The sequence below is a fragment of the Desulfosporosinus paludis genome (genome assembly GCF_045689965.1).
Taxonomy (GTDB): Bacteria; Bacillota; Desulfitobacteriia; order Desulfitobacteriales; family Desulfitobacteriaceae; genus Desulfosporosinus; species Desulfosporosinus paludis.
Genome location: NZ_CP144211.1, coordinates 5307023 through 5320283, shown reverse-complemented (window position 1 = coordinate 5320283; position 13261 = coordinate 5307023). Strand labels below are relative to the sequence as shown.

Below are 13261 nucleotides of genomic sequence, written 5' to 3'. Positions count from 1 at the left end.
TGTTAACTATGGTCAGTTAACAAAAATGAAGAATCTCACCTTGATAGCAATTTAGCCTATGTATAAATTTCGCAGACCCTTTTTGTTAATTTCAATTATTTTACGAATCATCCTCCCTTTTGCCTAATTTTCCTTAAAAATGGCTAGACCTCGCCCTTATCCCAAATTGTATATGGCTTTTTACAGCATTATATTTCAGCAGATATAGTCTTTCTAAGTATGCAATTAACAGGTTGTATCGTAAAGGGTTTTTTCAGTCTTCTAAATAAAAAAATTGCACGATATTTGATGCGATAATTACAAATAAAGCACCGCTTCTACGGCCTTCCCTCCATGCAAAAAGCACAGGCAGAATTGCTTGCCTGTACTATAAGTGGAGTTAACTCTCCCGTCCGAAAGCTTATTCGAACCTTGTTCACTTTTTGACTCCCTTGTCTAAGATGCTATTTAGCCTTGAAATAGTGCCAGGGATATCCTCGCTCCCGACAATCTCAGTGACTAAGGCCACTGTCTTAGCACCGTTTCTAACCACTTCAGGTAAGTTATGTTCCTTAATTCCGCCGATTGCAACAAACGGAACATCCAAGTTTTTAACCACATAGCGCAAATACTCTACGCCTACTGGGTCACAGACGTCGGTTTTGGTCTGAGTACTATAAATTGGGCCAACACCAATATAATCAGCTCCCCCGTACTGCAGCTTGAGCCTGTTCGGGGAATGCGTAGATAAACCAATGATGCGTTTCGATCCTACAATCTTTCGCACGATATCAATCGGAAGATCGTCTTGGCCTATGTGTACACCATCTGCATCCACGGCTAATGCTAAATCAAGATAATCATTGACAATGAAGATCGCCCCGGCTTCACGAGTCATTTTTCTTAAAGCTAAGCATTCCTCGTACATGGCCTTCGGCTTTTTTGATTTTTCACGATACTGAAGAATTTTTATACCACTTTTCAAAATCTGTTCTGACACCTCAATATTGCTTCGACCCAAAGAATGCGGTGCGGAGGTGAGAGCGTAAATCCCACTTGGTAGCAGCATGACCATTAAGCCTCCTGTCCTAAAATCCAGGTTAATACGGTATCGGCCTCTTTTGCTGCGGCAATGCCTACTCGAGGGGACATGGGCGGTTTATGCTCTGCTGCTTCGGATTTAAGATCCCCTATAATGACAAGCTTAGAATTAATCTGATGGGTTGTCAGGGCATCGGCATCTCCCCAACCTGCAAGTCCCGAAGCACTGACGACTTGTTTTCCGAGTCGAATGGCCGCTTCGACAAAAAATTTTTTAACTTCAGCTTTGTCAAAAGCCTCAATCCAAAGATCGCAGTCCGCAAAAAGTGACGATACATTGTCCTTCGTTATTCTCGTGGTATCAATTCCAAGTTGTAACTCAGGATTGATTCGTTTTAAGTTTTCGGCTAAGGCCTCTACTTTAAACCATCCTACTTGATCGGCAAAATAAAATTGTCGGTTTAGATTACTGGGTTCGATTCGGTCAAAATCTACGATCAAAAGGTTTTGACATCCGGATCGAACAAGATGCATGGCAGCATTTGAACCTAAGCCTCCAGCGCCACCGATCCCTATCTTTACTCTGGTGAGACGCAATAGACGTTCTTCGCCTAAGGTTTTTTTTAAGCTGTTAATAAGAGGGTTCATAGTTTAAGCCTCTCTCTGTCGCGAACGTTAACCCAGTCACAAAATACTGGCTGATATCCCTTAGTCCGCAACATCTTCACGACCTCTTCAACAGAACGCTCATCCGATACCTCAAATTGTGCACTCCCAGCTTCTGTTGTCTCTGAATAGCCTCCTACAGACGTCAATGAACCAGCTGAAAGTTTGGTAATTCCAAGCGGTAATAAGGAATCACGCATTGAAGCACTTTCTCTTGTGGAAAGTGTGATACCTGCTCGTGGTAAAAACAAGCGATAAGCGAGAAGAATCTGCACAAGTTCTGTATCCGTAATGGGATATTGAGGTTTATAGGAACCAACATGCGGGCGCATCCGTGGGGCAGATACAGCAACTTCCGTTCCCGGATACGTTCTCTGCAAATAACTTGCGTGTAAACCTGTAAAGAACGCCTCTTTCCTCCACTCCCCTAAGCCAAGCAGTGCACCAATTGTTACACCGCTAAATCCTGCCTCACAAGCCCGTTCGGGTGCCTCTAACCGATAACGGTGAACACGTTTGGGGCCTGAGAGGTGCACAGAGGCATAAATATCCTCATTATAAACCTCTTGATAAATAGTCAAGGTGTCAATCCCCGCTTCATAAAGCTTATGATATTCTTCGGTTTCAAGAGGATAGACTTCAATTCCCAGCGACGCAAAATAGGGTCTGAGAATCTTAGCACACTCGGCAATGTACTCAGGGCTGCTAGCCTTGCGGCATTCCCCAGTTAGAAGCAACAAATGTTGAAGTCCCATCTCTGCTATTGCTTTAGCTTCGACCTCAACCTCCATAAAACTTAGCTTCCGGCGAACAATTTTGTTCTTTACATTATAGCTACAGTACACACACTGATTGGAGCAGAAGTTAGCCAGGTACAAAGGGGTAAAGAGAAGTATAGCTTTACCAAAGTTTTGGAGGGTGATTCGATGAGCCTTTTGAGCCATTTGCTCCAAATAAGGCGTGGCTGCAGGTGAAAGCAAGGCTAAGAAATCGAGTATATCCAGCCGTTCTTGACTAAGAGCTCGTTCAACATCAGCCGGGGTAAACTGTTCAAAGGAATAACGAGTTAATTCTTTCTGCCAAGACTTAAATTCATCGAAAAACAACGTCATTCCTCCCTTAAAAACCCTGTTAAGGGAGATGAGGCTTCGGCTTGTTCTCGACGAGCGCCCAGTCCAGCAAGATAAGCAGCTCTCCCTGCCTCGACGGCCAACCGGAATGCCCTGGCCATGTCCACAGGCTGATTAGCCGTGGCGATTGCCGTATTGACAAGCACTGCAGCTGCGCCCATTTCAAGGGCTTCCGCTGCTTCCGATGGACGACCAATACCCGCATCGACGATAATGGGTACCGATATCTCTTCAATCAGAATCCGTATCAGTTCCCGCGTTTGCAAGCCACGATTACTCCCAATCGGGGCCCCTAAAGGCATGACAGCGGCAGCACCGGCGCTTTCTAATCGTTTTGCCGTTCCTAAATCTGGATTCATGTACGGAAGAACCACAAACCCTTCTTTGACGAGCTTCTCTGTGGCAATTAAGGTTTCCGGGTTATCAGGCAATAAATAGCGTTGGTCCTGGATGACCTCAACCTTTATCCAATTTCCGCAACCGGCAGCTTTTGCTAGACGGGCGATTCGAATCGCGTCCTCTGCCGTACGGGCTCCGGAAGTATTCGGAAGCAAGGTGATGCCTTCGGGGATATAATTAAGAATATTCTCTTGAGGATCTTTCCAGTCCACCCGACGTAAAGCCATCGTAACAACTTGGGTTCCAGAGGCTTCAATGACCTGTGGAACAATTTCGTGGGAGGAAAACTTACCCGTGCCTGTCAGCAAGCGGCTTCTGAGTTTCTTACCGCCAATCTCAAAAGAATCTATACTCTGTTCAGGATCAACAACTTGTTGCATAAACGATCTCACCTTTCACTTTTACGTTACCGTTCAAATTCTTAACTCTTGTTCGGTAAAAATGAAATCAGCCCCCACCGACGAATTTCAAAATCTCAAGTTGGTCGCCCTGTGTTAAGACAATAGTTCTCCAGTGTTCCTCGGGTATAATCTCTCCATTGTACTCGATAATCACTGTGTTATTCGGGATGTTTTGCTCATCAACCCACTTTTGCAGACCAATGCTTTCTGTTAACTCGACCGTTTCCCCATTAATCTTAACGTTCAAAGTCCATCCTCCTCAGTAGAAGCACTTAATCATCGCCTTTTTGATATCTCATTATTGATCCACATTCGAATTATCCCGGCCCAAAGGCTGTTCCTGAACCTGTTTAATCTTTAAAATACATTGTTAAATTAGTTAATTCCTACCTTAATGCAGCATCGGGTGTGTTTGAAAATCATAAGATTTTGTTCATAAGTCTCATTGGACACATTTCTCCACACATAGTACAGCTGTCTTCATGAGTTGGAGAGGATTCCCTCCGATAACGTTCTGCTTTTTCACGATCAATTGCTAAATCAAACATAGTTGGCCAATCCAACGCTTGTCTTGCTTTACTCATTTTTAGATCCCAATCAGCAGCACCAGGGATTCCTTTTGCAATGTCCGCTGCATGAGCTGCAATTTTAGTCGCTATTATTCCTTCTTTCATATCATCGAGAGAAGGAAGACGAAGATGTTCTGCTGGGGTCACATAACATAAGAAATCTGCTCCTGATGCGGCAGCTATTGCACCACCAATTGCACTGGTGATGTGATCATAACCGGGAGCGATATCCGTAACTACTGGGCCTAACACATAGAAAGGTGCGTTATGACATAATTTCTTTTCTAATAACATATTAGCTTTTATTTCATTGAGAGGGATATGGCCGGGGCCTTCGATCATAACCTGAACGTTCTTCTCCCACGCACGCAGGGTCAATTCGCCCATCACAATAAGTTCTTCAATTTGCGAAGGATCAGTGGCATCTGCCAGTGATCCTGGACGACAACCGTCCCCTAAGCTTAGGGTTACATCGTACTTCGCACAAATTTCCAGTAAATCGTCAAAGTACTCATAAAAAGGATTCTCTCTATTAGTTAATTCCATCCAGGCAAACAGTAAAGAGCCTCCACGGGAAACAATATTGGTGATTCTTTTGTTCCGTCGAAAATGGGTCGCTGTTTGGCGGTTGAGCCCTGCATGTATTGTCATGAAATCTACACCATCACGTGCATGTTTTTCAACGACCGACAGAAACTCTTCTACGGTAATATCTTCCAGTTTTTTCTCCAAAAAACCGATCGCGTCATACATAGGAACTGTACCTATCATAGCTGGAGACATGTCGATAAGGCGGGCACGAAATTCTGCAGTCTTGCCGTAGTTGCTCAAATCCATAATAGCTTCAGCTTTCATGTTAATAGCTGTTTGTACTTTTTTTAGTTCCAGGTCAATATTCGCACAATCTTTGGATATTCCTAGGTTTACATTAACCTTTGTTCTGAGGCCTTGACCAACACCTTCAGGGCTTAAACTATGGTGGTTAATATTAGCAGGAATAACGACGGTGCCTTCGGCGACACGTAAACGTATATCTTCGGGTGTTTGATTCTCTTTTTGAGCAACAATTTTCATAGCTTCAGTAATCTCGCCTCGTTTGGCAGCAGCCATTTGTGTAGTCATGATAATAGTACCTCCTCAATTATTTTAGGTTTCATTTTGTTATTAAGGTTAACTAAATATGTTATGAAGGCTTCCTCGTTCCCCCTTTTATTTCGGATTTTCTAGAAGTGCAAAAAGAAAGCTATCTAAGCCCATAAGGGGTACTCCTAGCAAATAATAGTTTTTTAAAAGTCTTAATTAAGCAGATTGACTATTGAGCATTAGCTTATCAAGACATACACTTGATTTTAGCGGATATTGTTCATTAAAACAGGCTAAACAGACTTCTTGAGCGATAAGTGATTTGAGTAAACCGTCTTGTGATAAATAATACAGTGAGTCCGCCCCAATATATTGGCATATCTTGTCTACCGACATATGCGCTGCAATTAATTCCGTTTGTTCACTAATATCGACCCCGTAATAACATGGAAATTGCACTGGAGGAGAAGCAATAAGCAGATGCACTTCTCTAGCGCCAGCCTCACGAATAAGTTTAACTAGCTTAACACTGGTAGTTCCACGTACCAGGGAATCATCAATCATTAATACACGTTTTGAGCGTATAACCTCTGGTTGCACTCTTAAGGTCTTCACCACCATAAGTTCTCTTAACGTTTGAGTGGGTTGTATGAATGAGCGTTCATTCTGAGTAATTTTGAATATAGCCTCTTCTAAGGGTAGCTGCCTAGCAGAAGCATAACCTAAGGCCGCGTGGCGTCCGGAGCGAGGGACGGGGATAACTACATCAGCATCTACAGGGTATTCTCTGGCTAATTCTTGTCCCATACGGAAACGACTCATTTCAACGTTAACACTATCAATGGTACTGGATGGATGTGCGAAATAGATATATTCAAATGCACAACAACACTTTCTTTGAGTTTGAAAAATTTGATGGGATTTAAATCCGGTCTCATTAATGATTATCATCTCTCCGGGAGCAACATCTCTGATAAAAGTTGCTCCAATTGATTGTAATGCAAAGCTTTCAGAGGCTATGCAGTAAGCATTTCCAAAACGTCCTATGCAGAGTGGCCGAAAACCCAGTGGGTCTCGTATACCAATCAAGGCGTTTTTTGTCATGATAACTAATGAATACGCTCCGTTTAATTTACACAGAGCTTTAGAAATAGCATTTTCTAAAGAAGTAACTTGGTCATTTATCAAATGTAAAATTACTTCACTATCTGCTGTACTTTCAAAACGGTGACCGGCTTGAGCAAGAGATATGCGTAGTTCTTTGGCATTTATGATATTGCCATTGTGGGCCAAAGCTATTTCTCCAAATTTAGTGGAGAGGGTTAGTGGTTGAGCATTGTCGATAAGATTCGAGCCCGTTGTAGAATAACGAACATGGCCTATTGCATTGCTTCCAGCCAAATTTGCAAGGATCTCATCATTGAAGACATCGGTAACTAAACCTAAAGCTTTAAAGGTTCTCATTGACATTTTATGAAATGACGCAATACCGCAAGACTCTTGTCCCCGATGTTGTAACGCTTTTAAGCCAGAAAAGGTCAAACTGGCAGCATCATCGTTTGTCCCAATAATGCCAAACACTCCACATTCTTCCTTTGGTTTTTCCTGTTCGCAATTCATCAGGAAACCCTCCCCAAACTAAATAAAAAACAGCTTACCCGTCGGTAAGCTGTCGTTTTGACTTACATAAATACACTTCAGTGAAGTCAATAATTGACGATTTTGCTTCCCTACGCTGGTATTAACCAGATCAGGTTCAAAGGGATAAGAGCATTGCTCTTTCTCAGCCACATTTGGGCACCCCCAGCACAATTAAATTATGACTTATTATACGACCTCATCTTCGAGATGTAAAGGTATACATTATACTATCAGAACAGCAATCCTCTTTTCCCTCCTCAATGAGTTCTACTCTGTCTAAGAGTAAGAGAATGCATAGCAACTTAACTCCCGCAAATAATAAGCCTATCACCAAAGAGGAGATGAGCTATATGAAACGTATTAAGGTTGGAATCGCATTTATTTCAATGTTCGGGTTAATATTAGGAACAGCCAGTATCGCAAACGCTGTCCCCAAATACAAAGTTCCTCAGGTAAAAACATTTCATAGTACAAAAAGTACACATCATCAGAACAAGGGCCAAACACCCAAATTAACAGTTCATAAGTCGGCTAAGTCAACTAAAACGCTTAAATCGGTAAAGCAGTTAAAAGATTAATATGTAAAGCTCTCGGCATATCAGATGCTGGGGGCTTATTTCTTTGCCAAAAACCACAAATCACAAGTGTTTATCAATTTTACTAAAAGTCAAAAGGATGCCACCATTTGATGGGTATTGCCTAACAGAAAGATGAAATTATTTTTATTTGACAGATGATGTAGATTTCTCTGTTTGAGAGCATAATCCATTGTTAGAATGACGGATATTGCAGAAAAGCTCGCACGCATTTTTGGAGTATGGTAATATATGGTATATTGATATTAAAGGGGGGGATTTATATTCGTATGATTTCAAATCGAAAACAATGGCCGGTTTTAATGACTATACTCCTAGGCTTGAGTATAGTACTTAATGGCTGTGGCAATTTAACTGCTGGGCTTTCCAAACAATCCACACCTACGGCAGCTATGCCTACCACTCTAGATTCAACCGATAAAACAATTCCATCGGTTCCTGTTACTCCTGAAGATACAACTAGTCAAACTCCAACCTCAAGTCAAAAACTTTCGGAATCTGTTAAAACAACACCATTAACATCAACAGAGAAAAGTAATCCATTAACTATAAGTAAAGCTAAGTACAATCAACTTAAATACGGTGACACATATGAAAAGATCAAAAGTTTATTAGGAGGTACCGGTGATATTGTGACTGAAAGTGGCACAAAGGGAAGCAAAGGTTACGCCGTAACCTATTTGTGTCACGTAAAATCTCCATCCGGAGCAGAAGTTTTTCTAGCCTTTAAAGACAACAAATTAGTTAATAAAATGGAGGTTAACTTGCAATAACAAGGCGATTGTTCTATTATTTATTCTTGAAACACCTCTTGATTGAGGTGTTTACTTTTTACGTACAGTTCCTTCTCCTTGTCTTTGAAAACTTTTGTTTGACGACATCTAAAAGTATGTAGATATACGTGTATGGCAAGACTTTAGGAATCTGCTATTAATATAAAGGGAGTCAACGCATGAACTACAAAGTTACCAAGGAAACTCCATATACATTAGATAAATTAGAAAATCGGTGGTCTGCGGTCCTTTTCGTTACAGGGATATTAATAATCGTTGGATTTTTGTACATAGACCGTGGTCAAGAAATTTCAAACGTCATACGCTCAACTGGTTGCCTGGGAAAAGTAACAGCTATCCTTCTTATTACTCTTCTAAGCATGACACCGATTCCCACAGAGAGCTTAACGATTATATGTTTAAAGTCATACGGGATTGTTTGGGGAACTTTTTACTCTTGGGTTGGCTCGACACTTAGTTCAATAGCAATTTATTGGTTGGTACAAAGTATTAAAGAACCGTTGTTGCACAGTATCATTTCTCAGGAACGTTTTAACCAAGTGAATGAATGGATTAAACGAAAAGGAACTATTGGGTTGGTTGTGGCAAGATTATTGCCTCTCCCCGCTTTTATTGTTAATTATATTACGGCTATGATCCCGGCTATCGACTTTTGGAGTTATCTCTGGACGGCAGCCCTAACCATTATTCCTTCTTATATAGCAACTGCCCTAGTATTCATGGGGATTTCTGCGAACTATAGAATTTGGCTGTTAGTAGGCAGTTTCGCCATGGTGATACTATGGATTTTCAGTTACCTTATGAGTCGTTATCCGATGGCAAAAGAAACCTTCTGATTTTTGTTTTTCAACATCAATCAACTTCTTATTGAGAATACCTCCCTTACTTGAGCTTAATTGTTAACTTCTATCACAAGATCTACATTTGGTTCCCGAACATTACTAGAGTTATCAGTAGAATGATTTTTACTTATATGATCAGTCTGTAATTGTTCTTTCGCTGACCCCTTGTTTTCTTATAGTAGGAGTATTTACCTTTATAAGTACTGGTTCGGTATCTCCATTACTAAATAACTTATAGGACGCATCTTTACAGACTTCAGGTTTAACTTTCCAGTAACTAATTCCCCCTTCAACCGAAAAGTTTCCAGGTAATGTTTCCGATACTATTTTAGTGTTTTTTATTTGGAACAAGTCATTTGCTAATTCAAGGGTTTGTCGTACTGTTAGATTTGTATCAATACACTTATAGAGTTGGGCGATAAGTAATGGAAATTTGGGTAAGACTTGAATTTGGCAACATTGGTTGGCCAAGGACTTCAATACTTCTTGTTGTCTTATAGTCCTGGTAATATCGCCCAATTGGTCTCGCCTAAAACGTACAAACTGAAGTACCTGATCTCCATTTAGATGTTGAACACCCTTATTTAAATTGATAATACCGTTTTCTTTATCTCCAGTTTCATAATGCATGTTCTTATCTACATTTATTGTAACGCCACCCAAATCATCGATGATCGTTTTAAATCCGTCAAAATTAGTTACAATGTAGCCATCGATATTTTCCCCTAATAGGGTTTCTAGTTTGGTAATTGTTGCTTTAGGTCCAGCTCCGAGCCGTGCAACGGCATTAATTTTCTGCGTACCAAATCCTGAAATATCAACTTGCGTATCTCTTGGAATAGATAATACTGATAATCTTTTCTTATCTTTGTCCAATTGTGCAACGATTATTGTATCCGTGTTTCCGATTGATTTCTCACCCGGTCTACGATCAACCCCTAAAAGTAATATTGTTAAGAGATGGGGATTTGCTGGTTGAGATGATTCCCTAAAGTTCGCATTAGTTTCATTACCCTTAGAGCTATTAGTTTCATGCCTTTTACTGGAAGATCCCCATGATTTAAATCTATTTGGCAATGGGTATTTGCTTTCGGTTAAAATCGTGTTAGATATGCATAAACCTAAACAAACAATAGCAACTGCAGAATAAATTAATCGTATTATATACTTACTTTTACTACCGTTATTTCTCATGATATTACCTCTAGCTTCTTACAATTATATATGGTTCTCATTATCCACATACAAAAATGGATAGCATATTCATTTTGCCCAATATTGGTGCAAATTAACTTAAACCGTGAAATTTCCGAAATAATGGTCAATAATAACCCGATAAAACAATTGAAACAACGCTACCAATCCGTTATCAAGTCAATGTAAAGTTGTCCGGAGGTATCCAGCTGGGCTAAGAATACCTCAGAAATCTCACTGACATTTTGGGCGTGCAATTGCGTCATTATCCAACTTTTAGTTATTCCTAATCTTTTTAAGCTTTCTTCTTCAAATCTGCCTTCTCTAACTAGGATAGTCGGTAGCCCTTCGTATTGAGTAGTTAAATGTAGATTCTCTGCAGTTATTGTTCGATAAAGCGGCTTCAGTAAAATACTTAGTTTCCCATCCGGTTCCATAATCGCAAATTCGATTTCCTTCAGATTAAACACTTTTTCTTCTCGTAACTTTATAAACAAGTTCTCAATAGACAGACGTAAACTTTTGAGGTTTTGTTCAAGTATTTTACCATTGGAAATGACAATTGTCGGACTCCCTTCAAAAACTTTACGGGCAAACCGGGATTTTAATGAAAAGAAAGTCATTAAATATGTCAATAAAAAGTAACCTAGAAGTGGAAAAATAAAATTAAACGGGCTGTCGTGTAGGTCGGTGGCTAAACTAGAAGCCATTTCTCCCACGGCGGCAATCGTTGCGACATTATAAATACTCAGTTCTCCAATTTGCTTCTTTCCTAATACTCTTAATCCAAGCCAAAGCATAAAGAAGGATAAAAGTATACGTAAAATGTTATTCATGATCATTTTTTATTATCACGCTCCACTCTTACCTACATTATCCCAATCTTCTTTCGCTTTATGTAAAACCGAATTATCTATACATCTACTGCCTTCGACTTATTGACCTTCTCTTTTGCTAGCCTTAAACTCTTAATATTATTGTCTTTTGCTCTGACGATGGCATCAACACCAACCCTCGATTATATTCTCCTATACGAGTAATAGCCTCCGCTATAAAGCGAAGGCTATTGATAATTTGGCTCTATTATCTTCTAGTACTCGAAAACATCCACTGGAACATCAATAGCTGAAGTATCCCCATCTATTACTATCTCCGCGACCGCCCAGACATTAGGGACTATATTGCGCACGTAGTACTTTGCTGTGGCTACTTTGCCAGAATAGAACTTATAATCAAAGTGATCAGGTCCAAGTTCTTTGGCTTTCTTATCAGCCAATACCGCTTGGTCAAGGATCTGCCTGCCACAGTAAAGCTGGGCAGTAGCGGTCAGGACCCGGCGGGAATAGAGCGGAATCATACTCATATTGGTCTTAGAATATTTGGCTAAAGCCTTAAGCATATCTTGATACGCATTTAGTGCCTTACCCAAGTTTGCAAATTCCTTGCTTAAAGCTTCATTGCCTTTATTAGCTTCATAGAAATCTACCATTTCTTGTACCCAAGAAGTAAATACTGAGCCACCCTTCATGTTCATCTTGCGGCCAACTAAATCCATTGATTGGATAAAGTTAGTGCCTTCCCAAATTGAGTAGATCTTCATGTCACGAGCGATTTGTGAAACGGGATACTCTTCGCAGTAGCCATAGCCGCCATACGACTGTATAGCTTCGCCAATGAGCCACCAGCCTTCATCAGAAGGATAAGCCTTACAAAGTGGAGTTGTTATTTCAACCAGATCGCTGGCCGCTTGTCTTACTGCTGGATCGGGATCGCGGTGTCTCTGGTCAAAAGCCAGATAAACTCTATACATCATGGCTCGCATAGCTTCAATATGAGCTTTGCCCATCATCAGAGTCCGTTTAATATCTTCATGGTTGATGATGGCTACCCGACCTGCCTTGGGATTGGTAATCAGGCGGCCCTGAACTCTTTGTTTAGCATTATCGCGTGCATTAGCAAAGGCATTGATTATACAAGACAGCGCCATATGACCGGTTTCCATGCGGGCCATGTTCATCATTTGGAACATCTGAGACATTCCTTCGCCCTTGCCCTCATTTTCACGTGGATCTATACCCAGTAACCAACCGCGACAATTTCCGTTTTCCCCGGCAGATAAAGCGGCAGTGACCGAACCATGTTGCCCCATCTTATGCTCAATACCAGTGTTTACAAAATCGTTATCTTCTAAGCTTCCATCTTCGTTGACCCACAACTTAGGGACTACAAACAGAGAAATACCGCTGGTGCCTGGTTTAACGCCTTCTACACGAGCTAGGTAGAGGTGAATGATATTTTCCGTAAAATCATTATTTCCGCCAGTTATAAATATCTTATTGCCTTTGATCTTAAAAATCCGCGGATCGTCGGTGGGATAAGCTTTAGATAGAATATCCCCTACATCAGACCCGGCACTGGGCTCGGTAAGACACATAGTACCGGACCATGTTCCATTCATCATCTTAGGAAGGAACATTGCTTTTAATTTCTCATCACCAAAGGTTTGGATCAAATTGGCAGCTCCGGAGGTCAGCAGAATATAGGGCATAAAGGTAGGGTTTGCTGCACAAATCAATTCCCAAACAGCTGCATACAACATTTCTGGCATTACCATGGCATCAGGGGAATTGTCTATATTGCTGGTACCCCAACCCTCTTCCTGCAGCTTGTGGAAAAGAGATCCAAAGCTTGGCGGAGTAGTTACCTTACCATCTGCAAAGGTAGCTGGATGGGTCTCGTTTTCGTCGTTGGTCGGTTCAATTACCGCTTTGCACATTTTTAGAACGGGCTCCAGAACTGATTTAATATCATCCTTGGAATAGTAGTCAGCAAATTGAGGATAGTTAAAAACACCCTCAGTGGGGAGCCATTCTTGAATGATAAATTCAAAATCCCGAATATTATTTATAGCAAAATTAGAAGCCAT

Annotated in this window: 13 protein-coding genes and 1 riboswitch; of the genes, 3 read left to right on the top strand and 10 right to left on the bottom strand. The window is 40.9% G+C overall.

What is annotated here, in order from left to right:
• Positions 1-415: 415 nt before the first annotated feature.
• The 7 genes from thiE to purF form a co-directional block, all read right to left on the bottom strand.
• Complete coding sequence (thiE, locus tag VZF35_RS26335; RefSeq protein ID WP_407309612.1) at positions 416-1048, bottom strand: thiamine phosphate synthase; 633 nt, start codon at positions 1046-1048, stop codon at positions 416-418.
• Positions 1049-1053: 5 nt separating this feature from the next.
• Positions 1054-1668 carry a sulfur carrier protein ThiS adenylyltransferase ThiF gene (thiF, locus tag VZF35_RS26330; protein ID WP_407309610.1) on the bottom strand — a complete coding sequence of 205 codons (615 nt, stop codon included), beginning with the start codon at positions 1666-1668 and terminating at the stop codon, positions 1054-1056.
• Positions 1665-2798, bottom strand: a complete 1134-nt coding sequence (thiH, locus tag VZF35_RS26325) for a 2-iminoacetate synthase ThiH (RefSeq protein ID WP_407309608.1) — start codon at positions 2796-2798, stop codon at positions 1665-1667. The genes thiF and thiH overlap by 4 nt, the downstream gene beginning before the upstream one ends.
• Positions 2795-3595 (bottom strand): thiazole synthase, encoded by an 801-nt coding sequence (locus VZF35_RS26320; protein ID WP_407309606.1) that lies wholly within the window; start codon positions 3593-3595, stop codon positions 2795-2797. The genes thiH and VZF35_RS26320 overlap by 4 nt, the downstream gene beginning before the upstream one ends.
• A 67-nt stretch (positions 3596-3662) precedes the next feature.
• On the bottom strand, positions 3663-3863 hold the full coding sequence (gene thiS, locus VZF35_RS26315) for a sulfur carrier protein ThiS (protein ID WP_407309604.1): 201 nt from the start codon (positions 3861-3863) through the stop codon (positions 3663-3665).
• Positions 3864-4035: 172 nt separating this feature from the next.
• The gene (gene thiC, locus VZF35_RS26310) at positions 4036-5313 is read right to left on the bottom strand and encodes a phosphomethylpyrimidine synthase ThiC (RefSeq protein ID WP_407314842.1); all 1278 of its coding nucleotides are present in this window, start codon (positions 5311-5313) and stop codon (positions 4036-4038) included.
• Between the two features lie 171 nt (positions 5314-5484).
• A complete protein-coding gene (gene purF, locus VZF35_RS26305; RefSeq protein ID WP_407309602.1) occupies positions 5485-6888 on the bottom strand; it encodes an amidophosphoribosyltransferase in 1404 nt (467 codons plus the stop codon).
• 90 nt (positions 6889-6978) lie between these two features.
• Positions 6979-7083, bottom strand: a riboswitch (TPP riboswitch).
• 176 nt (positions 7084-7259) lie between these two features.
• Here purF and VZF35_RS26300 point away from each other — a divergent pair.
• The 3 genes from VZF35_RS26300 (at position 7260) to VZF35_RS26290 (ending at position 9135) form a co-directional block, all read left to right on the top strand.
• Positions 7260-7487 carry a hypothetical protein gene (locus VZF35_RS26300; protein WP_407309600.1) on the top strand — a complete coding sequence of 76 codons (228 nt, stop codon included), beginning with the start codon at positions 7260-7262 and terminating at the stop codon, positions 7485-7487.
• Positions 7488-7774: 287 nt separating this feature from the next.
• Positions 7775-8278, top strand: a complete 504-nt coding sequence (locus tag VZF35_RS26295) for a hypothetical protein (RefSeq protein ID WP_407309598.1) — start codon at positions 7775-7777, stop codon at positions 8276-8278.
• Between the two features lie 179 nt (positions 8279-8457).
• Entirely contained in the window at positions 8458-9135 is a 678-nt protein-coding gene (locus VZF35_RS26290; RefSeq protein WP_407309596.1) for a TVP38/TMEM64 family protein, read from the top strand.
• Between the two features lie 141 nt (positions 9136-9276).
• On the opposite strand, the gene VZF35_RS26285 is transcribed toward VZF35_RS26290, so the two are convergent.
• From VZF35_RS26285 to VZF35_RS26275, 3 genes are all read right to left on the bottom strand, one after another.
• Entirely contained in the window at positions 9277-10335 is a 1059-nt protein-coding gene (locus VZF35_RS26285) for an LCP family protein (protein WP_407309594.1), read from the bottom strand.
• A 161-nt stretch (positions 10336-10496) separates the two neighbouring features.
• Complete coding sequence (locus VZF35_RS26280) at positions 10497-11171, bottom strand: YetF domain-containing protein (protein WP_407309592.1); 675 nt, start codon at positions 11169-11171, stop codon at positions 10497-10499.
• A gap of 254 nt (positions 11172-11425) precedes the next feature.
• A complete protein-coding gene (locus VZF35_RS26275; protein ID WP_407309590.1) occupies positions 11426-13261 on the bottom strand; it encodes an acyl-CoA dehydrogenase in 1836 nt (611 codons plus the stop codon).